The following is a 22529-nucleotide window of genomic DNA, read 5'->3' on the forward strand; positions in this document are numbered from 1 at the left end:
GTGGCCCCCGGGGCGGTTGCCCTGCCGGGCCCCCGGCATCGGGGGGAGTCCGGCGGCGGGGGGCGGGCGGGGGGGGGGGGGGGCGGGGGGGGGCGCCCCCCCCCCCCCCCCCCCGGGGGGGCGGCCCCCCCCCCGGGCGGGCCGGGGGGGGGGGGGCCCCCGCGGGTGGGGGCGCGCACGATCCGCTCGGGCTCCTTCGTCTCCCTGCTCATGGACGCGACGCCGATGCGCCGCACCGGGCTGCCCCTGGCCGAGTACTTCATCTGGAACGACGACTTCGAGTACTCCACGCGCCTGGCCCGCTTCCGCGACGCGGTGCAGGCCCCCGCCTCCGTGGCCGTGCACCGGACCAAGACCTTCGGGACCACGGATGCGGATCCGGGCCCGCGGTTCTACTTCGACGTGCGCAACAAGCTGTGGGTGTTCACCCGCAGCGCCTCGCTGGCGCCGTGGGAGAAGGTCCTGTACTTCGGGGCGACGCTGCGGCTGTGGCTGCGCACCTTCCGCGGGGCCTCGGATCGGCGCGTCGTGGCGGGGCGCCTGCTGCGGGGCGTGCGCGACGCGCTGCGGGCCCCGCGCCCGACCGACGAGGTCCTGCGCGGCTGCTACGACCTGCGCCGACACGCGGTGCCCGGCGAACGTGAACCCGAGGTTGACCCACAAGCTCAGGTGGAGGATGAGGTTTTCTCGGTGCTGATGCCGGTCTACCGCGGAGACACCGCGGAGGGTCTGCGCCGGGCCCTGGAGTCCAACCTCTTCGAGCAGCGCCTGCGCCCCTCCCAGCTGGTCCTGGCCGAGGACGGCGCGCTGCCCGAGGACCTGCATGCGGTCATCCGCGAGGCCACGGCCCGGGCGCGGGAGGCGGGGATCGACGTCGTCGTCCTGCAGCGGACCGAGCACCGCGGTCTGCCGAGCACGCTCAACGAGGGGCTGTCAGCGTGCACCCATCGGGTGGTCGCCCGGGCCGATGCCGATGACGTCTCGCTGCCCGAGCGCTTCGCCCGTCAGGTGCCGCCGGTGGTCGAGGGGCGGTACACGGTGCTCGGGGCCGGCCTGCGCGAGGCCGATGCGAGCCTGACCCGGATCGAGGCCGAGCGGCGCATGGAGACCGATCCCCGGCGGATCCGGCGCGCGGCGCGGCTTCGCAACCCCCTCGCGCACCCGACCGTGGTCTTCGACGCCGAGGCGGTGCGCGAGGTCGGCGGCTACGAGGAGGTCCCGGGGGCCGAGGACTACGCCCTGTGGATGCGTCTGCTGGCCCGCGGAGACCGGCTGGGCAACCTGCCCGAACCGCTCGTGGTCTACCGCGCCGGCGCCGCGGCCTGGGATCGCCGCGGGGGAATGGGGGCGCTGCGCCGGGAGCTGCTGCTGCAGCGGCATCTGCGCGAGGCCGGGCACATCGGCCCGGCCACCGCGCTGCGCAACGTCGTCGTGCGCGGCGGGTACCGTGTCATTCCGAGGGCATGGCGCATCCGCGCCTTCCGCGCCCTCATCGGCTCCGGTCGCACGCGGCGCGGACTGCGCGGCGGTCAGGGGCCGGCCACCGAGGGAAGGGAGCAGCCGGCATGACCGGGACGGGAACGTCATCGGAGGCGGCGGTCGCCTACGAGCGGCCCCGGGCGTGGCTGTGGACGCAGATGCTCCTGGACTCCGCCGCGTGGATCGTGGCGGTGCTGCTGGGGCTGTTCCTGCGCTACGAGATGGATTACGGTCTCGTGCACGTGCCCGGTCTGATCGCCGTGGTGGTGCTCGCGGTGGTCGCGCAGATGATCGCCGGCGCCCTGTTCGGCCTGTATCGGGGGCGCTACAGCTTCGGCAGCTTCGACGAGGCCAAGGCCCTCATCCTGGTCACCCTCGTGGTCACGATCGTGGTGCAGGCCTTCCTGCTGATCCTCGGGGTGTGGCTGCACATGCCCCGCTCCATCGGCCTGATCGCCTTCCCCTTCGCCTGGCTGTTCATGGCGGCGGTGCGCTACCTCAAGCGCATGTACGTCGAATCCAAGTCCAAGCCCAGCGAGCACGCTCCGCACGCCGTCGTGTACGGGGCCGGCTTCCTCGGCAACACCCTGGTCACCCAGATGCTGCAGGACAAGGACTCCCCGTACCTGCCGGTCGCGATCATCGACGACGACCCGGCCAAGAAGCACCTGCGCATCAGCTCCGTGCCGGTGGCCGGGAACCTCACCGATCTGCCGGCGGTGCTGCGCCGGGAGCGGGCCCAGGTGCTCATCATCGCGATGGCCGACCCGGACCCCGAGCTGATGCACCGGATCCGCGAGGAGCTCGGTGATGCCCAGGTGCGCATCCTCACCGCCCCGCCGCTGAAGGACATGTTCGGCGCCTCCGCGCGGCGGGCGCTGGATCTGCGCGACATCCGCCTGGAGGACATCGTCGGGCACCGACCCGTGGACATCAACGTGGAGGGCATCGCCCGCTACCTCACGGACAAGCGCGTGCTGGTCACCGGCGCGGGCGGGTCGATCGGCTCGGAGCTGTGTCGGCAGATCACCCACTTCGCCCCGCGGGAGCTGATCATGCTCGACCGCGACGAGTCCAACGTGCAGGCCACCCAGATCTCCATCACCGGCCGGGGCCTGCTGGACGGGCCGGACACGGTGCTGGCCGACATCCGCGACGAGGAGGCGCTGCGCCGGATCTTCCGCCAGCGCCGTCCCCAGGTGGTCTTCCACGCCGCGGCCCTGAAGCACGTCTCGCTGCTGGAGCAGTACCCGGACGAGGCGTGGAAGACCAACGTCCTGGGCTCGCGCAACGTCCTGCAGGTCGCCGCGGAGGTGGGCGTGGAGGTCTTCGTGAACGTCTCCACGGACAAGGCGGCCAACCCCACCACGGTGCTGGGCCACTCCAAGCGGATGGCCGAGAAGATGACCGCCTGGATGTCCCGGCACGCCGACGGACGCTACACCTCGGTGCGCTTCGGCAACGTCTTCGGCTCCCGCGGGTCCATGCTCCCGCTGTTCACCGAGCAGATCCGCCGCGGGGGCCCGGTGACCGTCACGGACCGGGAGGCCACCCGCTACTTCATGACCATCCCGGAGGCCTGCCAGCTGGTCATCCAGGCCGGGGCGATCGGTCAGCCCGGGGAGGTGCTGATCCTGGACATGGGCCAGCCGGTGCGCATCTACGACATCGCCCGGCACCTGATCGAGATGAGCGGGCGCCACGATGTGAGCATCGAGATCACCGGCCTGCGTCCGGGGGAGAAGCTGCACGAGGAGCTGATCGGGGACGGGGAGCGCGGCGTGCACCGCGGCCACCCGCAGATCTCCCACACGGACTCCCCGCAGCTGGACCCGCGGCGCCTGGATCGCCACGAGTGGAAGCTGCGCGGCAACATGCCCGTGACCCAGGAGCTGCCCGTGCTGGATCCGCCCGCCCCGCGCACCGAGCTCGACGACGCCGCCTCCGGGCCGGACACGGAGCCTCCGGGCCCGGGGGCTCCGGCCGCGGACGCGCCGCGGCGGTGATCCCGATGCAGCCATCGCTGATCCTGCTGCCCGGCGGCCTCGGGCTGGTGCTGGGGGCCGTGCTGCCCCTGGCCGTCCTGCCGCTGCTGCGCCGCCTGGGCGTGCTGGACATGCCGGGGGAGCGCTCCTCCCACGCGGTGCCGACCCTGCGCGGGATGGGTCTTGCCACCGCCGCGGCCGCCCTGCTGGGGGCGCTGGCCGGCCTGGTCCTGGGCCTGGTGCCGGTGGACCGCTCGGTGATGCTCGTGGTGCTGACCGGGATGGTCGCGTGCGGAGTGCTGGGCTGGCGGGAGGACTCCGCCGGGGTCTCGGTGCGGGTCCGGGCGGCCGCCCAGCTGCTGATCGGCCTGGCGGTCACGCTGGGCCTGACCCTCGTGCTGGGCACCGGCTACTGGTGGATCCCGGTGGGGGTGCTCGCGGTGGCCGGCTACATCAACGTCGCGAACTTCATGGATGGGATCAACGGGATCTCCGGTCTGCACGGGCTGACCGCGGGGGTCTTCTACGCCTACGCCGGGTGGGTCACGGACCACCCCTGGCTGGTGGTCGCGGCCAGCGCGATCGCCGGGGCCTACCTGGCCTTCCTGCCCTGGAACCTCTGGGGCTCGCGGGTCTTCCTGGGGGACACCGGCTCCTACTTCCTCGGCGGCTCCCTGGCCTGCTGCGCCGTCGGGGCCTTCCTGTCTGGGGTCTACGTGGAGTACCTGCTGGGCCCGCTGCTGGTCTATCTCGCCGACACCGGCACCACGCTGCTGCGGCGGATTCGCCGCGGGGAGCCGTGGTATCGCCCCCACCGGCAGCACGTCTACCAGCGGCTGACGGATCTGGGGCTGTCCCACCTGGGCTCGGCGGCGGTTGTGACCGCCGCGACCGCGGCCGTGTCCGCGCTGAGCATCTGGTCCCTGGATCTGAGCCGGCCCGCGGCCGCCGCAACCGGAGCGGGGGCCGTGGCCATCCTGGGGCTGTACCTGAGCCTGCCGACGCTGCTGACCAGGCTGCGCCCGGCGCGCGCCCGCGGGGAATCCGCGTGAGGGCGCCGATCTGGCACCGCACACCCCGCCAGAGCCGCACCCCGCTGGCCGACGCCGCCCTGGCGGCCCTGGGCGACGTCGCCGCGGGCAGCCTGGTCCTGGCCGCGGCGGGGCTGCTGCTCGGCGGCAGCGAGGCCGCGGTCTCCGCCCTCGCGGGCGGGGGAATCGTGCTGCTGGCCGTCGCCGCGAGCTGGGCGCTGGTGCGGCTGGTGGGCGAGCAGGGCAGTCGGGCCGCGGCCGCCCTGCTGATCGCCTACCCCGTCAAGGTCCTGCTGGCCGGGGCGCTGCTGCTGGTCGTCCCGTGGCCGCAGGAGGGATCCCGCGGCTGGTTCCTGGCCGGTGCGGTGCTCGGGGTGGTGCTGATGCTGGCGGCCGAGGTGATTGCTGTGCGGCGGCTGCGGATCCCGTACTTCGCACCGGCGGGCACCCCTCGGGGATATCGTGGTGATCCGGAACGGGAGGGTCGAGCATGAGGAACGCATCGCAGTCGGAGCCGCAGGAGCCGCCGCTGGTGCCGCGCAGCTCGGAGGATCTGCGCAGCGCCGGGGACCTGGTGCGCCAGGGCGGGATCGCCGGGGCCTTCATGACGCTGATCTACCTGGTGATCGGCACCGGGTTCTGGAGTTTGGTAGGCTGGGGAGCGGACCACCTGCTGGGCACGCGTTGGATCGTGTGGCTCGGCGCCGGCGTGGGAGCCTGCGCCGGCATCTACCTGGTCTACCTGCACATGCGGCCCACGGACGACGACGCCCCCGGGCGCCAGCCGTGACCGCAGTGGTGAACATCAATCAAGTGTCGAGGTCCTCGCCGTCGCGTGCCCTGACACCACGCCGTACCTGCTGAAAGGATCCGCAGTGCTGGATACCGGGCTCGTTCTCGCGGCCTTCGAACCGCCCACGGTCGAGGACATGCATCTCGCCCCGTTCTTCCACGTCGGCAGCTTCGACTTCGGCAAGCAGACCCTGCTGGTGCTCCTCTCGGTCGTCGTCGTCGCCGCGTTCTTCCTGGCCGCGGCCCGCAAGCACGCGATGGTCCCGGGGCGGATGCAGTTCGTGGGGGAGGCCGGCTACGGCTTCGTGCGCAACTCCCTCGGCCGGGACCTGATCGGGGCCCACCAGTTCAAGCCCTTCGTGCCGGTGCTGTTCACCTCCTTCTTCTTCATCCTGGTGAACAACCTCTGGGGCTCGATCCCCTTCATCCAGCTGCCGGCCTTCTCCCACATCGGCGCGGCCTACGCGATGGCCGGCTTCGCCTACATCTTCTGGGTGGCCGTGGGCATCAGGAACAAGGGCCTGGGCGGGTTCTTCAAGTCCATGACCATGCCCTCCGGCGTGCCGTGGCCCTTCTACATCATCCTGATCCCGCTGGAGTTCCTCTCCAACTTGATCATCCGGCCGATGACCCACTCCCTGCGTCTGTTCGCGACGATGTTCGCCGGGCACCTGGCGCTGATGATCGCCGCGTACATGCTGGGCTTCCTGCTCACCGAGGGCGGGGTCGGCGGCTGGCTGACGGCGCCCTTCGCGGCGGTGTTCGGGCTGTTCCTGTACTTCCTGGAGCTGATGATCCAGGTGATCCAGGCCTACGTCTTCACCCTGCTGTTCGCCGTGTACATCCAGGGCTCCGTGGCCGAGGCCCACTAAGACTTCCGGCGCTTCGCGCGCCGGTCTGCGGGAATCCGCCGGAGCGGATCCGGTCTTCCCGCCCCTACGTACCCGCCGCTTGCGGCACCAGCGCCCGGCACCCGTTCCCGGGCACGATGAAAGGAAACATCCCATGGTAGGTTCGCTCAGCGTCATCGGCTTCGGTCTGGCAGCGATCGGCGGCGGCATCGGCGTCGGCCTGATCTTCGCCGCGTACATGACCTCCGTGGCTCGCCAGCCGGAGTCCCAGCGCGTGCTGCAGCCCATGCTGTTCCTCGGCTTCGCCGTGGTCGAGGCCCTGGCCATCCTGGGCTTCGTTCTGGCCCTGATCAAGTAGCCCTCCGGCTGCGCTTCAGAGCCGAACCGTCTAAGAACAGGAGACACCCACATGTCTGATCTCATGGCCGCGGAGGAGGGCAACAACATCCTCCTCCCGGACGTCTGGGAGATCGTCGTCGCGCTGCTCGGGTTCTTCATCCTGCTGTACATCGTCTGGAAGTACATCGTCCCGGCCTTCGAGAAGATCTACCAGGACCGCACCGAGGCCATCGAGGGCGGTCTGAAGAAGGCCGAGAAGGCCCAGGCCGAGGCGGCCGCCGCCCGCGAGGAGTACAGCCAGCAGCTGGAGTCCGCGCGCCTGGAGGCCCAGAAGATCCGCGAGGACGCCCGCGAGGAGGGCGAGAAGATCCTCGCCGAGTTCAAGGAGCGCGCCAACGCCGAGGCCGCGCGCATCACCGAGAGCGCGCAGCGGACCATCGAGGCCGAGCGCTCGGCCGCCATGGTCTCCCTGCGCACCGAGGTCGGCAGCCTGGCCACGGATCTTGCGGGCAAGATCGTCGGGGAGTCCCTCGAGGACGACGCCCGCTCCAACCGGGTGGTCGACCGCTTCCTGGCTGATCTGGAGGCCTCTCAGCAGCGCAACGCGGGAGTGAGCCGCTGATGGCCGGCGCATCGGGGCAGTCCCTGCGGGATCTGGTCGAGGCCTTCGACCAGCGCTGGGCCGCGGATGCCAGCACCACGACGGCGGAGGAGCTGTTCTCCGTGGTCGGCGTCCTGGACGCCGACGGAGCCCTGCGCCGGGGTCTGACGGATCCCTCGCGTCAGCCCGAGCAGCGCCGCGGCATCGCCGCGACCGTCCTGGAGGGCAGGGTCTACCCGGTGGTGCGCGAGCTGGTGGCCTACGCCGCCCGGCTGCGCTGGAGCGCCGAACGCGATCTCGCCGATGCGCTCGAGCACCTGGGGGCCGTCGCCGCGGCCGCCGTGGCCGCGCGCCGCGGTGGTCAGGAGGCCGTCACCGAGGTCGCCGAGGATCTGCTGCGCTTCGTCGCCGTCGTGCAGGAGGATCCGCGGATCCAGTCCGCGCTGACGGATGCCCGCGCGGGCGAGGAGGCTCGACGCCGCCTGGCCGAGCGGATCTGCCCGGTGCGCTCGGAGGAGGCGCGGCTGCTGATCGACCAGGCCGCGGCTCACCCGCGCGGGCAGGCCCCGGACGCGGTGGCCCAGCGCTTCGCCGATGCCCTCGTGCATCTGATGCGCCGCTCCATCGCCAAGGTCACCGTCAGCCACCCCCTGGATGAGTCCCGGCGCCAGCGCCTGGCCCGGGCCCTGTCTCGGGTCTACGGCCGGGAGCTGACCCTCGACGTCGTCGTGGACCCGCAGATCCTGGGCGGACTCAAGGTCCAGGTCGGGGACGAGGTCATCGACGGGTCGATGACGGCTCGGCTGGCGGACCTGGATCGCACCGTGACCGCGTCCTGACGCATCGACCACCTTCCGACACGGGAGGCCCGCGGACCCGCCGATGAGGCGGGCCGCACCGGCCCCCACCCGACAGACCACACGGATCCTCCGCCGCGGCGGATCGATCCACGACTACAGGAGAGCAGGGACACGAGATGGCGGATCTGACCATCAATGCCGATGATGTCCGCAGCGCGCTGAACGAATTCGCGGCGTCCTACGAGCCCGGTGAGACCGACCGGGTCGAGGTCGGGCGCGTGACCAGCGCGGGCGACGGCATCGCCCGAGTGGAGGGGCTTCCCTCCGTCATGGCCAACGAGCTGCTGCGCTTCGAGGACGGCACCCTCGGCCTGGCGCAGAACCTGGACACCCGCGACATCGGCGCGATCGTGCTGGGCGACTTCACCGGCGTCGAGGAGGGCCAGGAGGTGCACCGCACCGGGGAGGTCCTCTCCGTGCCGGTCGGCGACGCCTTCCTCGGTCGCGTGGTGGACCCCCTGGGCCACCCGATCGACGACCTCGGGCCCATCGAGTCCGAGGGCCGCCGCGCCCTGGAGCTGCAGGCCCCGGGCGTGACCCAGCGCAAGTCGGTGCATGAGCCGCTGCAGACCGGGCTGAAGGCCATCGACGCGATGATCCCGATCGGGCGCGGCCAGCGCCAGCTGATCATCGGCGACCGCCAGACCGGCAAGACCGCCATCGGGATCGACACGATCCTGAACCAGAAGGAGAACTGGGAGACCGGGGACCCGGAGAAGCAGGTGCGCTGCATCTACGTGGCCGTGGGTCAGAAGGCCTCCACGATCGCCTCGGTGCGCCAGACCCTGGAGGACAACGGCGCCCTGGAGTACACCACGATCGTGGCCTCCCCGGCCTCCGACGCCGCGGGCTTCAAGTACCTGGCCCCCTACGCCGGGTCCGCGATCGGGCAGCACTGGATGTACGGCGGCAAGCACGTCCTGATCATCTTCGACGACCTGTCCAAGCAGGCCGAGGCCTACCGCGCCGTGTCCCTGCTGCTGCGCCGTCCGCCGGGACGCGAGGCGTACCCGGGCGATGTGTTCTACCTGCACTCCCGCCTGCTGGAGCGCTGCGCCAAGCTCTCCGACGAGCTCGGCGCGGGCTCGATGACCGGCCTGCCGATCATCGAGACCAAGGCCAACGACGTCTCCGCGTTCATCCCGACCAACGTCATCTCCATCACCGACGGGCAGATCTTCCTTCAGTCGGACCTGTTCAACGCCAACCAGCGTCCCGCCGTGGACGTGGGCGTGTCCGTGTCCCGCGTGGGCGGTGCGGCGCAGATCAAGGCGATGAAGAAGGTCTCCGGAACGCTGAAGCTGGACCTGGCCCAGTACCGGTCCATGCAGGCTTTCGCGATGTTCGCCTCGGACCTGGATGAGGCCTCCCGCCGCCAGCTGACCCGCGGCGCCCGCCTGACGGAGCTGCTGCGCCAGCCGCAGTACACCCCGTACAACGTCGAGGACCAGGTCGCCGCCATCTGGGCTGGCACCAACGGCCACCTGGATGACCTGGAGGTCTCCGACGTCCTGGAGTTCGAGCAGCGGTTCCTGGAGCACCTGCGCCGGAACACCTCCGTGCTCAGCGACATCGCCTCCAGCGGCAAGCTCGAGGACGCCACGGTGGAGGCGCTGAAGTCCGCGGTGGCCGAGGTCAAGCGCGACTTCGCCGCCGAAGGCCCCCGCGGGGGCGGGATCCAGCCCGGCCACGAGGAGCACGCCCCGGTGGATCGCTCCGAGGTGGACCAGGAAGAGATCGTCAAGCGATGAGACCTGACGCGGAGCGGGCCGCTGGACGGCCCGCCCCGCCTCGGGGCTGAAAGGAAGCTCTATGGGAGCCCAGATCAGGGTCTACCGCCAGAAGATCTCCTCGACGTCGTCGATGAAGAAGATCTTCAAGGCGATGGAGATGATCGCGACTTCGCGGATCAACCGCGCCCGCACCCGCTCGGACAAGGCCGGACCCTACGCCGACGCCCTGACCCGCGCGGTCGCCGCGGTGGCCTCGCAGACCTCGATCAGCCACCCGCTGATCAACGACGACAAGCCCTCGCGGCGCTCGGCCGTGGTCATCATGACCAGCGACCGCGGCCTGGCAGGGTCCTACTCCGTCAACGTGCTGAAGAAGGCGGAGGGCCTGATCGAGCGGCTGCGTCGGGACGGGCGCGAGGTGGAGCTGTACCTCGTGGGCCGCAAGGCCAAGCAGTACTTCGACTTCCGCGAGCGGCCCTACGCGAAGGTGTGGTCGGGCAACACCGACAATCCCGACGTGGAGATCGCGGTGCAGATCCGCGACGCGCTCCTGGAGCGCTTCGACGCGGATTCGGCCGAGGGCGGGGTGGACGATCTGCACATCGTCTACACCGAGTTCGAGTCCATGGTCTCCCAGCAGGCCCGCATCCTGCGGCTGCTGCCGCTGAAGGTCGTCGACGCCCAGGAGCTGGGCGAGGAGATCCTGCCCGGCGGCGACGTCGCCGACGCGGACTTCTCCCAGACCCCCAGCTTCGACTTCGAGCCCAGCGCCCAGGAGGTCCTGGACGCCCTGCTGCCCCGCTACATCGCCACCCGGATCTTCTCCTGCCTGCTGGAGGCCGCCGCCTCCGAGCTGGCCTCGCGTCAGCGGGCCATGAAGTCCGCCGGGGACAACGCCGACGAGCTGGTCAAGAAGTACACGCGCCTGATGAACAACGCCCGCCAGGCGGAGATCACCCAGGAGCTGTCCGAGATCGTCGCCGGCGCGGATTCCCTCGCGTCCTAACCACCGTTTTTCGTCCCAGCACGTTCCAAGAGGTAAGTGATCACATGACTGCCACCATCACCGAGTCGGTCAGCGGATCGACCCAGGGCGGCGTCGGTCGCGTCGCCCGAGTCATCGGGCCCGTCGTCGACGTCGAGTTCCCCGCCAACCAGATCCCGGACATCTACAACGCCCTGACCGCCGAGCTGACCATCGGCGGGAAGACCCGCACGGTGACCTTCGAGGTTGCCCTGCACCTGGGCGACAACCTCGTTCGGGCCATCTCCCTGCAGCAGACCGACGGCCTGGTCCGCGGCACCCCGGTCCAGGACACCGGGGCCGCGATCTCCGTGCCCGTGGGCGATGCGGTCAAGGGCCACATCTTCAACGTCCTGGGCGATGCCCTGGATGTGGACAACGACGAGATCAAGGCCGAGGACCACTGGCCGATCCACCGCAAGGCCCCGAACTTCGCCCAGCTCGAGGGCTCCACCCAGATGCTGGAGACCGGCATCAAGGTCCTGGACCTGCTGACCCCGTACATCTCCGGCGGCAAGATCGGCCTGTTCGGCGGTGCGGGCGTGGGCAAGACCGTGCTCATCCAGGAGATGATCACCCGCGTGGCCCGCAACTTCGGCGGCACCTCGGTGTTCGCCGGCGTCGGGGAGCGCACCCGCGAGGGCAACGACCTCTGGGTCGAGATGGCCGAGGCGGGGGTGCTCAAGGACACCGCCCTGGTGTTCGGCCAGATGGACGAGCCCCCGGGAACCCGTCTGCGCGTGGCCCTGACCGGTCTGACCATGGCGGAGTACTTCCGCGATGTGCAGAACCAGGACGTGCTGCTGTTCATCGACAACATCTTCCGGTTCACCCAGGCCGGCTCCGAGGTCTCCACCCTGCTGGGCCGGATGCCCTCCGCGGTGGGCTACCAGCCGAACCTGGCCGATGAGATGGGTCTGCTGCAGGAGCGCATCACCTCCACCCGCGGGCACTCCATCACCTCGATGCAGGCGATCTACGTCCCCGCGGATGACTACACCGACCCGGCCCCGGCCACGACCTTCGCGCACCTGGATGCGACCACCGAGCTGTCCCGTGACATCGCCTCGCGCGGTCTGTACCCGGCCGTGGATCCGCTGTCCTCGACCTCGCGCATCCTGGACCCGCAGTACATCGGCCAGGAGCACTACGACACCGCGGTGCGCGTGAAGTCGATCCTGCAGGAGAACAAGGACCTGCAGGACATCATCGCGATCCTCGGCGTGGACGAGCTGTCCGAGGAGCAGAAGGTCACGGTCTCCCGGGCCCGGCGCATCGAGCAGTTCCTGTCCCAGAACACCTACACCGCCAAGCAGTTCACCGGCGTGGAGGGCTCGACCGTGTCCATCAAGGACACCATCGAGGGCTTCACCGCGATCTGCGACGGCGACCTGGACCACGTCCCGGAGCAGGCCTTCTACAACGTCGGCGGCCTGGACGACGTCGAGAAGAAGTGGGCCGAGATCAAGGCCGAGGGCGGGAGCAAGTAGCCATGGCAGTGCTCAACGTCGAGGTCGTCACCCGCGAGACCGTCGTGTGGCGCGGGGAGGCGAAGTACGTGCGGGCTCGCACCGCCGACGGCCAGCTGGGCATCCTGCCCGGGCACGTGGCCACGATGGCGCTGCTGGCCGAGGACGGCGAGCTGGTCATCGACCCGGTCGACGGGCAGCGGCACACCTCCCGGCTGCAGGAGGGCTTCCTGACGGTCGCGCAGAACCGCGTGGTCATCGCCGCGAAGTCCTCCTCCGACGCCGATAAGGAGCGCTCCGCGGCCTGAGCCCGGGCCACCGCCCCGGTTCCGACCCTGTTCAGAGGGCCAGGCGCCACCCCCGGAAGGGGAGTGGCGCCGGGCCCTCATGCGTGCCGCGGGGAGGGGTGAAGCGCTTCGAGGATGGGCCGGCCGGGACAGCGCGGACGAGGTCGGGCGGCCGGTGTGGTGCGCGGACGGGCCGGGTCAGAACAGCCGGGATTCGGCGTCGTCCACCCCGCGCAGGGCGTCGTAGTCCAGGGTCACGCAGCCGATGCCGCGGTCCTCGGCCAGGGTGCGTGCTTGCGGTTTGATCAGCTGGGCGGCGTAGATCCCGCGCACCGGGGCCAGCAGGGGATCGCGGTTGAGCAGCTCGAGGTAGCGGCTCAGCTGCTCGACGCCGTCGATGTCCCCGCGCCGCTTGAGCTCCACGGCCACGGTGTGCCCGGCGCCGTCCCGGGCGAGGATGTCCACGGGCCCGATCGCCGTGGGGTACTCCCGGCGGATCAGCGCGTAGCCGGGGCCCAAGACGTCGATCTGCTCGGCCAGCAGCCGCTGCAGGTCCGCCTCCACACCGTCTTTGACCAGTCCCGGGTCCACCCCGAGCTCGTGGGAGGACTCGTGCTCCTTGGCGTAGATCCGGATGATGAGGCGATCATCGGACTTGGCGGCCTGGACCGTCCAGACCTCCGCGGCATCGTCGTCGAACTCGTGCTCGTCCGCGTGCTGCACGTGCACCGCGGCCGGCGGGGACATCCAGTTCAGGGGTTTGTAGGAGCCGCCGTCGGAGTGGATGAGCACCGAGCCGTCGGCCTTGACCATGATCAGGCGCCGGGCCAGCGGCAGGTGGGCCCTGAGCCGGCCGATGTAGTCCACGGAGCATTCAGCAATGACGAGTCGCACGGTCTCCCACTGTACAAGCGCGCGGGGCCTCGGGGATGTGCCACCATGGAGGCCATGTCCCGCTCGCGTTCCTCCCGCCCCCGTCGCCAGCTGGGCCACGGCAAGGCCGGACCCAGCAAGTGGCAGCGCAGCGCCCCGGGCGGCGGGGACATCTCCCGGGTCCTGGAGCCGGCCCCGCGGGTGGAGCGGGATCGGTTCGGCTCCTGGGCGGTGCGCTTCATCCCGGCGGTCAATGCGCGCAAGACCTACACCTGCCCGGGCTGCACCCGGCCCATCGCGCCGGGCACGGCGCACTGCGTGGTGTGGCGCACGGACCACCTGTTCGGCGACGAGCGGGGCATCGAGGAGCGCCGGCACTGGCACCTGCGCTGCTGGGAGACCCGCTGAGGCGGTCGTCGGCGGCTACCGGGCGTCCTGGCGCGGGACGAAGACCTCCCGGACCAGCAGCAGGCCCGAGGCGGCCACGGGGATCGCGATGATCGCCCCGAGCACTCCCCACAGGGCCCCGCCCCCGGCGACGGCGATCACCGCGACCGCCGCGGGCACGGCCACGGCCCGCTTCATGATGCGCGGGGAGATGAAGTACGCCTCCACCTGCAGGTAGCCGAAGTAGCAGATGGCGTAGACCAGGGCCGTCTGCCAGCCCTGCATCAGCGCGATGACGCTCATCAGGATCCCGGCGCTCACCCCGCCGACCAGGGGCACGAAGGCCAGCAGCAGGACCACGAAGGCGTTGAGCATCGGGAAGGGCAGGCCCAGGATCAGCATGAGCACCAGGGCGAAGCTCGCGTTGAGGATCGCCACGCAGGCCTGCCCCAGCACGTAGTTGCCCACCGAGGTGGTGATCCGCTCGGTCAGCTCGCCCACCCGCTCGCGTTTGGAAGCCGGGGCCAGGCGCACGAACCACGCCTTGATCACCGGCAGGGAGGCGAGGAAGTACAGGGCCAGGAAGAGCACGACCAGCGTCCCGGTGATCACCTGGGCGATCGTGGAGCCGGCGTTGACCAGGCTGTTGAGGAAGCCGCCGATGATGTTGCGGTCGTTGAGCACGGAGTCCACGATGTGCTCCGCCTCGGCCTCCACGCGCCCGCGCACCCCCCACTGCCGGTCCACGGTGGTCACGAAGTCCGAGTCCAGGAAGCGCTGGAAGCTCTGCGGGAAGGACTGGACGAAGGAGACCGCCTGCCCGGCGATCGCGGGGATGATGACGGTGGCCAGCAGGGCCACCAGCCCCGCCAGCACGACGAGGACCCCGGCGACCCCGACGCCGCGGGGCAGGCCCCGCTTCTCCAGGGCCCGCACGGCCGGATCCAGGCCCAGGGCGATGAACATGGCCCCGGTGATCCAGCCGCCTAACGCCCCGACGTTGACCGCGACGTACCAGCACAGCAGGGCGATCCCGACGCCCACGGTGGCCATGAATCCGGCGTACACGGGGCGGGCGAACAGGCCGGGCTCGGAAGGCTCCGGGGTCGATCCCGCGGTGGCCCAGGGAGCGGCGCCGGCGTCGGCCCCGGGCCGGTCGCGGGCCGCGGCGGCACCCAGGACCCCCTCGTCCAGGTGGGCAGCGGAGTCGGTGCGGGCCTGGGCTTCCGGTCGGGGATCCTCCGGGATGTCGAAGCGCGGGCGGGGCTTGGCCCCGGGGATGGCGGGGAACTCTGCGTGCCCGGGGTCCTGGAAGCGGTGGGCCAGGCGGAGCCGGTCCAGGATGCGGCGCAGGCGCGGGGACTCGGGACGCGGGGTACCGGGCACGGATCGTCTCCTCTTCGGACGGCACGGCGGTGATCCTTCGAGACTACCCGCGCCGAACCCGGCCGATTGCGCGATCCGAGAACGGACGGGGCCGGGAGACGGGCGGCCCGACGCCGGTGTGGGCATACTGGAGGCGGCAACGCCGATCACCGGATCCCGATCGGGGCGCGCCGTGGCCGTTCGAGCGCGGTGCCCCGCGGGACACCCCCGCTGCAGAGAGGACACCTCGATGACCACCATCCCCGAGCCGCACCCCGCGGCCTCCGGCCCCGGGACACCGGCCGCTGCCGAGGAACCGCAGATCCCGGCCTCGGCCCGCCGCGCCCCGGACCTGGCCCAGCGGACCCAGGACGGCGCCGCCGCCCCCGAGCAGGGGCAGGGCCAGCCGAGCTACCGCGCGGAGATCACCACGGGCGAGCAGTTCCAGCAGTACGCCCAGCTGTCCGGGCAGGGCCCCGTGATCTTCGCCCTGTACCGCGGCTCGGACGCCGCGGCGGTGCGCAACGTGGAGCAGCTGGAGCAGCTCATCGACTCCGCGCAGGGACGGCTGCTGCTGGCCGCCGCGGACATCGAGCAGTCCCCGGAGATCGCCCAGGCGCTGCAGGCGGCCACCTCCCTGACCGCGATCGCGATGCTCGGCGGACGCCCGGCGCCGCTGTTCGACCAGCCCGTCTCCCCGGAGCAGATGCAGTCCGTGCTGGGCCAGGTCCTGCAGCTGGCCCAGCAGGCGCAGCTGACCGGCTCCTTCGAACCGGTGGGCACCAAGGGCGCCCCGGCCGAGAAGCCGCTGCCGCCGCTGCACCAGAAGGCCCAGGATGCCCTGGCCGAACAGGACTACGACGGCGCCCGGGCCGCCTACGAGCAGGCGCTGAGCGAGCAGCCGGGGGATCGGGAGGCCAAGCTCGGCCTGGCCCGGGTGGGGCTGCTGGCCCGTGTGGCCGACGCCGATGCCCAGGCCGTGCGTCAGCGGGCCGCCGAAGTTCCGCAGGAGGTGGACGCGCAGCTGGCCGTGGCGGACCTGGACGTGGCCGGCGGGCACGTCGAGGATGCCTTCGCCCGGCTGCTGAAGCTGTTCACTGCCGCGTCCCCCGAGGAGAAGTCCCGCGTGCGCGAGCGGATGCTGGAGCTGTTCGACGTCGTCGGAGCGGAGGACCCGCGCGTGGTCTCCGCCCGGGCCGCCCTGATGCGGGCGCTGTTCTAGAGGAGGTCCCGACCGATGAACCCCGAGCCCCCCATCCCCGGACCCGAGGTTCCAGGGCCCGCCGCCGGCATCCCCGACCCCGCCGCTGCGGCGTCGGCCCCGGCCCTGTCCCTGCGGGGCCTGCGCAAGGTCTACGACGGCGTCGAGGTGGTGCACGGCGTGGATCTGCAGATCCCGGCCGGATCCATGTACGGCCTCGTCGGACGCAACGGCGCCGGGAAGACCACGACCCTGTCCATGGCCACCGGCCTGCTGCGCCCGGACGGCGGCACCGCCCTGGTGCGCGGCACCGACGTGTGGGCCGAGCCCCTGCGGGCCAAGGCCACCCTGGGGGTGCTGCCCGACGGGGTGCACCTGTTCGACCGGCTCAGCGGTCGCCAGCTGATCTCCTACGCGGGGCTGCTGCACGGCCTGGACCGGGACCTGGTGGCCGAGCGGGCCCAGGAGCTGCTGGTGGCCCTGGACCTGCACGACGCCGCCGATCGCACCGTCGCGGACTACTCCGCGGGGATGCGCAAGAAGGTCGCGCTGGCCTCGGCGCTGGTGCACGCCCCCTCGGTGCTGGTCCTGGATGAGCCCTTCGAGGCCGTGGACCCGGTCTCGGCGGCCAACATCCGGGACATCCTCACCGGCTTCGTCCGGCGCGGCGGCACCGTGGTGATCTCCAGCCACGTGATGGACCTGGTGCAGCGACTATGCGACCACGTCGCGATCATGGGCGAGGGGCGGATCCTGGCGGCCGGAACCGTGGATCAGGTGCGCGGGGAGCGCTCCCTGGAGGAGACCTTCGTGGAGCTGGTCGGCGGGCGCGCGCAGACGGAGGGGATCTCATGGTTGGGCGGCTCCTGAGCCTGAAGGGGGCCCTGTTCCGCGCCTCCTTCCGCCGCAGCGGCTGGGTCGTGGCCGGAACCGTGGTCTCCCTCGTGATCGCCGGGTGCGCGGTGCTCGCCGCGGCCGCGGGGTTCCTGGCCCTGCGGGAGGCGGGTCCGCTGGTCGCCGCGCAGATCGCCGCGTGCCTGGGTGCCCTGCTGGGCCTGGTCTGGGTGCTGGTGCCGGTGGTGGTGGCCAGCGAGGACCAGACCCTGGACCCCGAGCTGCTCAGCCCCTATCCGCTGCGGCTGCGCGACATCGTGCTGGCGCAGGTGGCCTCGAGCCTCGTGGGGGTGCTGGGTCCGCTGAGCCTGCTGGGCATGCTCACCCCGGTGCTGTCCGCCCACGGGCCCGGGCAGGCGCTGCTGTCCCTGGTGGCCGGGGTCCTCGGCTTCGTCTGCTTCCTGGTGTGGGCGCGCATCGCGGCGGCCTGCGGGCGCCGACTGCGCCGGCGTCGGGGGCTGACCACGGTGCTGTCCGCCCTAGGCTACGTGCTGCTGATGTTCTCCGGTCTGCTGTTCGGTCTGCTGAGCCTGATCCTGCTGCGCCCGTCGGCGCGGGAGGCGGCCGCCGGGGTCGCGGGCTGGATCCCCTGGTCCGCGGGGTATCTCGCCGTCGCCGACGCCGCCGCGGGGTCCTCGGCGCTGGTTCCGCTGCGCCTGTGCCTGCCCGTGCTCGGCCTCGGGATCGGGCTGTGGCTGCTGGGTGCGCTGCTGCGCCGCGAGCTGCGCACCGTGGGCGCGGGGTCCGCGGGTGGTGCGCAGCGGGGGCGCACCCGCAGGGCCGAGGACGGCGCGCCGGGCACGGGCCTGGCCCTGGCCCGCGGCCCGGTGAGCGCGGTGGCCGTGCGCACGGGCCTGGATCTGCTGCGCGATCCCCGCATGTCCTTCAGCCTCCTGGGGGTGCTGGGCATCGCGGTGCTGTTCACCGGGCTGTCCACGCTGCAGGACGGCGCCCAGGCCCTGATGGCCGGACCCTTCGCGGGGCTCACGGCCTGCACGATCGCCTGCTATCTGACCGCCTACGACAACTCCGCGTTCAGTCTGCACCTGCTCGCCCCGCTGACCGGGCGCCAGGATCGCTGGGGCCGGGCCCTGGGGGTTCTCGGGGTGTACCTGCCGGCGACGCTGGTGGTCTCCGCGGCGTGCACCGTGCTGGCGGGCTTCCCCGAGCAGGTGCCGGCCAACCTCGGGGTCAGCCTCGGGTTCTGCCTGATCGGCACCGGCGTCGGGGCGGTGGCCTCGGCGCTGTGGGCCGCTCCGGTGCCGCCGCCGGGGGCCTCCCCGTTCAAGCGGGCCGGCGGCGGGGCCGGCTCCGGGGCCAAGATGGGGATGCTCCTGGCGGCCCTGGTCTGCCTCGCGCTGAACCTGCTCGCGATCATCCTGTACCTGGTCAGCCTGGTCCCGGGGCTGGGATGGCTGGGCTGGGTGGCCCTGGCGGTCGGGATCGGACTGGGCCTGGCGGTGCTCGGCCTGGGGGTGCGCCTGGGGGCGCGCCGCTACGACGCCCGGGCCCCGGAGCTGCTGGCGCAGGTCTCCGTGTTCCGCTGACCGGGCGGCTGCCGTCGAGCGAGGCGGGGCGCGTAGAATGCTGGGCATGATCAGCACCAGCACCCTGCGCACCGCCCCGGAGATCCTGGACACCGCCGAGCCCCTGGAGGGCACCCGCACCGGCGGGGCCGCGACCATCGAGCGGGAGGAGCAGCGCCAGCTCATCGAGCCCGGGGACCACGAGCGCTTCGCCCACTACGTGCGCAAGGAGAAGATCATGGAGTCGGCGATGACCGGCGAACCCGTGATCGCCCTGTGCGGTAAGGTGTGGACGCCGGGCCGGGACCCGCAGCGCTTCCCCGTGTGCCCGCTGTGCAAGGAGATCTACGAGTCCATGCGCGGTGGCAAGGATGATGACGGCGGCCAGGACTGACCCGCACTCTTTGACGTTCCTTCCGCGCACCGACCGACCGAGGCCCGACCAGGAGTGATGACCCCGCAGTGACCGACGATCCGGAGCAGCCGTCCCTGTTCGCCGCCGGAGCGGACCTGCCGCCGGCCTACCCGGACCGGGCCGCGTGGGGCACCGCCCCCAAGCTGCGCGCCTGGCAGCAGGAGGCCCTGGAGAAGTACTTCGCCGAGCAGCCCCGGGACTTCATGGCCGTGGCCACCCCGGGGGCCGGCAAGACCACCTTCGCCCTGCGGGTGGCCAAGGAGCTGATGGACCGGGGCACCGTGTCCCGGCTGACCGTCGTCGCCCCCACGGATCACCTGAAGTCCCAGTGGGCCGACGCCGCCGCGCGCGTGGGCATCGCGATCGACCCGAACTTCAAGAACGCCGACGGGCACCACGCCCGCGGCTTCTCCGGGGTGGCCCTGACCTACGCGCAGGTGGCCAACAAGCCCCTGCTGCACCGGGCCCGCACCGAGAACGCCCGCACCCTGGTGATCCTCGACGAGATCCACCACGCCGGGGACGCCCTGTCCTGGGGGGACGGGCTGCGCGAGGCCTTCGAGCCCGCGCAGCGGCGCCTGGCCCTGACCGGCACCCCCTTCCGCTCGGACTCCTCCCAGATCCCCTTCGTGCGCTACGAGCAGGACCAGGAGGGGCTGCTGCGCTCGCAGGCGGACTACTCCTACGGGTACGGGCCGGCCCTGAAGGACCACGTGGTGCGCCCCGTGATCTTCATGGCCTACTCCGGGCAGATGCGCTGGCGCACCGCCGAGGGCGAGGAGATGGCCGCCGAGCTGGGGGAGGGGTTCACCAAGGACATCACCGCCCAGGCCTGGCGCACCGCCCTGGACCCGCGGGGCCAGTGGATCCCGGCGGTCCTGCAGGCCGCGGACCAGCGGCTCTCGGAGGTGCGCCGCACCGTGCCCGATGCCGGCGGGCTGGTGATCGCCTCCAACCACGAGGACGCCCGCGCCTACGCCGCGCGGCTGGAGAGGATCACCGGGCAGAAGCCGGCCCTGATCCTCTCCGATGACAAGACCGCCTCCGAGCGGATCGACCGCTTCTCCGCCTCCGAGCAGGAGCGCTGGATGGTCGCGGTGCGCATGGTCTCCGAGGGGGTGGACGTCCCGCGCCTGGCCGTGGGCGTGTACGCGACCTCCACCTCGACCCCGCTGTTCTTCGCCCAGGCCATCGGGCGCTTCGTGCGGGCCCGGCGTCGCGGGGAGACGGCCTCGGTGTTCCTGCCCTCGGTGCCGCTGCTGATGGCCCTGGCCCAGGAGATGGAGGCCGAGCGGGACCACGCCCTGGACCTGGGCACCCGGCCCGACGAGGAGGCGATCATCGCCGCCGACGAGGGTCTGGACGATGAGGCCCTGGAGGAGGCCAACCGCGAGGAGAAGGCCAGCTCGGCTCTGGCCGCGGGCAGGTTCGAGGCGATCGGCTCCCAGGCGGCCTTCCACGGGGTGCTCTACGACGGGCAGGACTACCAGGGCTTCGAGATCGGCGCGGAGGACCAGGACTTCCTGGGGATCCCGGGGCTGCTGGACGCCGAGCAGGTGGGCACGCTGCTGCAGGAGCGCCAGCGCGGCTCCCGGGCGGGGGCACCGGCTCAGCCGCCGCGGCAGTCCCCGGCGGTGCCGGATCACCGGCGGCTCAAGGAGCTGCGGAACAAGCTGGCGAAGAACGTCTCCGCCTGGGCCGCGCGCACCGGGCAGCCGCACGGCTCGGTGCACAACGCGCTGCGCCGGGAGTGCGGCGGCCCGCCGGTGGCCCAGGCCACCGCCGAGCAGATCCAGGCCCGGATCGACAAGCTGCAGAACTGGTTCGTGGGGCGCCGGTAGGCCCCGGCCCGCAGCCCCGGCGGCGCTCGAGACGGGTGGGAGCCGATGGATCCGGCGCCCGTCGGCGGCGGATCAAGCGGCCGCGGCGCGGGCGTTGATCCGGGCGACCTGCGCGGCGGGATCGGCGAGGGAGACGATGATCCGCTGGATCGGCTCGTCGGTCAGCTCGATGACCACGGCGTCTTCGTAGCCGCGCACGTTCAGGAAGTGCCGCTGGCCGTCGCGGTGGAAGGTACCGCTGAGCTTGCCGCCTACGCGCAGCCCGGGCCCGCGCCACCCCTTCGGCTCATCGCGCATCCCGGGGTCGTGGGTGGCCCCGCGCACGTGGGCCCAGGGCACGGCCACCCGCCGGGTGAAGGACCAGAGTTTGTCCAGGCCCCGCGGGGTGATGATCAGCTCGCGTTCGGTCAGCTCGATGGCGTTGCTCATGCTCGGTCGCCTTCCTCTCGGTGCGGTGGGGTGCGGCGGGCGCGGATCAGCAGGCGCTCGCCGAGGCGGCGGGGATCGTCGTCGAAGCACAGTCCGACGGCGCGTTCGGTCAGGGCGCGCAGGCCGTCGTGGTGCGGAGCCAGCTCCAACAGGGCAACCAGGACGAGATCCTGGGCGTCGTGGGTGACCTCACCCGCCCGGGCTCGGTCGCAGACCTGCTCGAGCGCGGCGCGCATCAGTCCGTGCTTCGAGCCGTGGATCTTGTAGAAGCTCGCGCGGCTGAGTCCGAGGACCGAGGTCAGCCGGTCCACGGAGACGGCGTCGAATCCCTCGTGCCCGAACAGCGCCGTCGCCTGCCGCAGCACCTCCTGCTCGTCGAATCCCCGGGGCCTCGCCATGGTTCCATACTAAACGTTCTAGAACGACCCGTCTATAATCGGGGCGACCCCGGATCCGAGAGGGGCAGAGAAGGGTCCGTTACCGGCGGATCTCCGAGGAGTCGATGACCTCGGCCCCGGCCTCCTGGAGGGCCGCGACCGCCTCCTCGGCGGTCTCCTGGGCCACCGGCGCCGTCAGATCCAGCAGCACCCGCGTGTCGTACCCGGCGCCCACCGCATCCAGGGCGGTGGCTCGCACGCAGTGGTCGGTGGCGATGCCGACCACGTCCACCGCGTCGATCTCCTGCTCCTGCAGCCAGTCGTCCAGGGACACGTTGACCGTATCCTCGGTCTGCGCGCCGGGCTCCCGCTCGCCGGTGGCCACCGCCTCCTCCGGGACCAGCAGGCCCTCGAAGCCCGAGTATGCGGCCTCGTAGGCGCCCTTGCGGAACCAGGCATCCACGGCGTCGGTCTCCAGGTCCTCGTGCACGGCCGCGCCGCGGGAGTGGGCCACGCAGTGCACCGGCCAGGAGGTCCGGTAGTCCGGGGTCTCGGAGAAGTGCTCTCCCGGATCCACGTGCCAGTCCTGGGTGCCGACGACGGCGTCGTAGAGGGGGCCGTGGGTCAGCAGGTACTCGGAGATGCCGCCGGCGACCTCCGCGCCCCGCTCGGTGGCGAGGCTGCCGCCGGGGCAGAAGTCGTTCTGCACGTCCACGATGATCAGGGCTCGGGTCATGGAATCCTCCAGGAGCGATGGTCCAGGTGCGCGG

General features: G+C 71.8%; 24 protein-coding genes. 19 read left to right on the plus strand and 5 right to left on the minus strand.

Annotation, left to right across the window (positions count from 1 at the left end; genetic code table 11):
• The first annotated feature begins 165 nt into the window (after positions 1-165).
• The 13 genes from NQ707_RS09470 to NQ707_RS09530 all read left to right on the plus strand — a co-directional run bounded on the left by NQ707_RS09470 (position 166) and on the right by NQ707_RS09530 (position 12472).
• Positions 166-1569 carry a glycosyltransferase gene (locus NQ707_RS09470; protein ID WP_404435585.1) on the plus strand — a complete coding sequence of 468 codons (1404 nt, stop codon included), beginning with the start codon at positions 166-168 and terminating at the stop codon, positions 1567-1569.
• Complete coding sequence (locus NQ707_RS09475) at positions 1566-3485, plus strand: polysaccharide biosynthesis protein (protein ID WP_404435586.1); 1920 nt, start codon at positions 1566-1568, stop codon at positions 3483-3485. The genes NQ707_RS09470 and NQ707_RS09475 overlap by 4 nt, the downstream gene beginning before the upstream one ends.
• 5 nt (positions 3486-3490) lie before the next feature.
• Positions 3491-4516 carry a glycosyltransferase family 4 protein gene (locus tag NQ707_RS09480; RefSeq protein WP_058730928.1) on the plus strand — a complete coding sequence of 342 codons (1026 nt, stop codon included), beginning with the start codon at positions 3491-3493 and terminating at the stop codon, positions 4514-4516.
• On the plus strand, positions 4513-4989 hold the full coding sequence (locus NQ707_RS09485) for a hypothetical protein (RefSeq protein WP_061225014.1): 477 nt from the start codon (positions 4513-4515) through the stop codon (positions 4987-4989). Before NQ707_RS09480 ends, NQ707_RS09485 begins: the two co-directional genes overlap by 4 nt.
• Entirely contained in the window at positions 4986-5285 is a 300-nt protein-coding gene (locus NQ707_RS09490) for an AtpZ/AtpI family protein (RefSeq protein WP_061225013.1), read from the plus strand. Before NQ707_RS09485 ends, NQ707_RS09490 begins: the two co-directional genes overlap by 4 nt.
• A 139-nt stretch (positions 5286-5424) precedes the next feature.
• Complete coding sequence (atpB, locus tag NQ707_RS09495; protein WP_165590083.1) at positions 5425-6159, plus strand: F0F1 ATP synthase subunit A; 735 nt, start codon at positions 5425-5427, stop codon at positions 6157-6159.
• A gap of 133 nt (positions 6160-6292) precedes the next feature.
• Positions 6293-6496, plus strand: a complete 204-nt coding sequence (gene atpE / locus NQ707_RS09500) for an ATP synthase F0 subunit C (RefSeq protein WP_058730908.1) — start codon at positions 6293-6295, stop codon at positions 6494-6496.
• 51 nt (positions 6497-6547) lie between these two features.
• Positions 6548-7099 (plus strand): F0F1 ATP synthase subunit B, encoded by a 552-nt coding sequence (locus tag NQ707_RS09505; RefSeq protein WP_058730909.1) that lies wholly within the window; start codon positions 6548-6550, stop codon positions 7097-7099.
• Positions 7099-7917, plus strand: coding sequence for a F0F1 ATP synthase subunit delta (locus NQ707_RS09510; RefSeq protein WP_404435589.1), 819 nt, complete (start codon positions 7099-7101; stop codon positions 7915-7917). Before NQ707_RS09505 ends, NQ707_RS09510 begins: the two co-directional genes overlap by 1 nt.
• A 137-nt stretch (positions 7918-8054) precedes the next feature.
• The gene (atpA, locus tag NQ707_RS09515; protein ID WP_404435591.1) at positions 8055-9689 is read left to right on the plus strand and encodes a F0F1 ATP synthase subunit alpha; all 1635 of its coding nucleotides are present in this window, start codon (positions 8055-8057) and stop codon (positions 9687-9689) included.
• Between the two features lie 61 nt (positions 9690-9750).
• Positions 9751-10677, plus strand: coding sequence for a F0F1 ATP synthase subunit gamma (locus tag NQ707_RS09520; RefSeq protein ID WP_404435593.1), 927 nt, complete (start codon positions 9751-9753; stop codon positions 10675-10677).
• A 44-nt stretch (positions 10678-10721) separates the two neighbouring features.
• On the plus strand, positions 10722-12185 hold the full coding sequence (gene atpD, locus NQ707_RS09525) for a F0F1 ATP synthase subunit beta (protein WP_144934746.1): 1464 nt from the start codon (positions 10722-10724) through the stop codon (positions 12183-12185).
• A gap of 2 nt (positions 12186-12187) precedes the next feature.
• Positions 12188-12472: a F0F1 ATP synthase subunit epsilon gene (locus NQ707_RS09530; protein ID WP_404435595.1), complete on the plus strand. Its 285-nt coding sequence runs from the start codon at positions 12188-12190 to the stop codon at positions 12470-12472.
• Between the two features lie 177 nt (positions 12473-12649).
• Here NQ707_RS09530 and nucS read toward each other — a convergent pair whose 3' ends face one another.
• Entirely contained in the window at positions 12650-13345 is a 696-nt protein-coding gene (gene nucS, locus NQ707_RS09535; protein WP_061225011.1) for an endonuclease NucS, read from the minus strand.
• Between the two features lie 54 nt (positions 13346-13399).
• Here nucS and NQ707_RS09540 point away from each other — a divergent pair, with 54 nt between their 5' ends.
• The gene (locus tag NQ707_RS09540) at positions 13400-13732 is read left to right on the plus strand and encodes a hypothetical protein (RefSeq protein ID WP_061225082.1); all 333 of its coding nucleotides are present in this window, start codon (positions 13400-13402) and stop codon (positions 13730-13732) included.
• A 15-nt stretch (positions 13733-13747) separates the two neighbouring features.
• Here NQ707_RS09540 and NQ707_RS09545 read toward each other — a convergent pair whose 3' ends face one another.
• Positions 13748-15097: an AI-2E family transporter gene (locus tag NQ707_RS09545; protein ID WP_404435598.1), complete on the minus strand. Its 1350-nt coding sequence runs from the start codon at positions 15095-15097 to the stop codon at positions 13748-13750.
• A gap of 229 nt (positions 15098-15326) precedes the next feature.
• Between NQ707_RS09545 and NQ707_RS09550 the strand changes: the two genes are divergently transcribed.
• The 5 genes from NQ707_RS09550 (at position 15327) to NQ707_RS09570 (ending at position 20953) form a co-directional block, all read left to right on the plus strand.
• Positions 15327-16298, plus strand: a complete 972-nt coding sequence (locus tag NQ707_RS09550; RefSeq protein ID WP_404435600.1) for a co-chaperone YbbN — start codon at positions 15327-15329, stop codon at positions 16296-16298.
• A gap of 15 nt (positions 16299-16313) precedes the next feature.
• Complete coding sequence (locus NQ707_RS09555) at positions 16314-17147, plus strand: ABC transporter ATP-binding protein (RefSeq protein WP_061225009.1); 834 nt, start codon at positions 16314-16316, stop codon at positions 17145-17147.
• Positions 17129-18718 (plus strand): hypothetical protein, encoded by a 1590-nt coding sequence (locus tag NQ707_RS09560; RefSeq protein WP_404435602.1) that lies wholly within the window; start codon positions 17129-17131, stop codon positions 18716-18718. The genes NQ707_RS09555 and NQ707_RS09560 overlap by 19 nt, the downstream gene beginning before the upstream one ends.
• A 46-nt stretch (positions 18719-18764) precedes the next feature.
• A complete protein-coding gene (locus NQ707_RS09565; RefSeq protein ID WP_081046080.1) occupies positions 18765-19091 on the plus strand; it encodes a DUF3039 domain-containing protein in 327 nt (108 codons plus the stop codon).
• A gap of 68 nt (positions 19092-19159) precedes the next feature.
• Complete coding sequence (locus tag NQ707_RS09570) at positions 19160-20953, plus strand: DEAD/DEAH box helicase (protein WP_404435604.1); 1794 nt, start codon at positions 19160-19162, stop codon at positions 20951-20953.
• A gap of 72 nt (positions 20954-21025) precedes the next feature.
• Here NQ707_RS09570 and NQ707_RS09575 read toward each other — a convergent pair whose 3' ends face one another.
• From NQ707_RS09575 to NQ707_RS09585, 3 genes are all read right to left on the minus strand, one after another.
• Positions 21026-21382: a hypothetical protein gene (locus NQ707_RS09575; protein ID WP_058730920.1), complete on the minus strand. Its 357-nt coding sequence runs from the start codon at positions 21380-21382 to the stop codon at positions 21026-21028.
• Positions 21379-21780, minus strand: a complete 402-nt coding sequence (locus NQ707_RS09580) for a TetR/AcrR family transcriptional regulator (protein WP_058730921.1) — start codon at positions 21778-21780, stop codon at positions 21379-21381. The genes NQ707_RS09575 and NQ707_RS09580 overlap by 4 nt, the downstream gene beginning before the upstream one ends.
• Before the next feature lie 79 nt (positions 21781-21859).
• Complete coding sequence (locus tag NQ707_RS09585) at positions 21860-22495, minus strand: isochorismatase family protein (RefSeq protein ID WP_129357450.1); 636 nt, start codon at positions 22493-22495, stop codon at positions 21860-21862.
• Positions 22496-22529: the final 34 nt, after the last annotated feature.

This window comes from Rothia sp. BD8 (genome assembly GCF_044878465.1).
In the GTDB taxonomy this organism is placed as follows: domain Bacteria; phylum Actinomycetota; class Actinomycetes; order Actinomycetales; family Micrococcaceae; genus Rothia; species Rothia kristinae.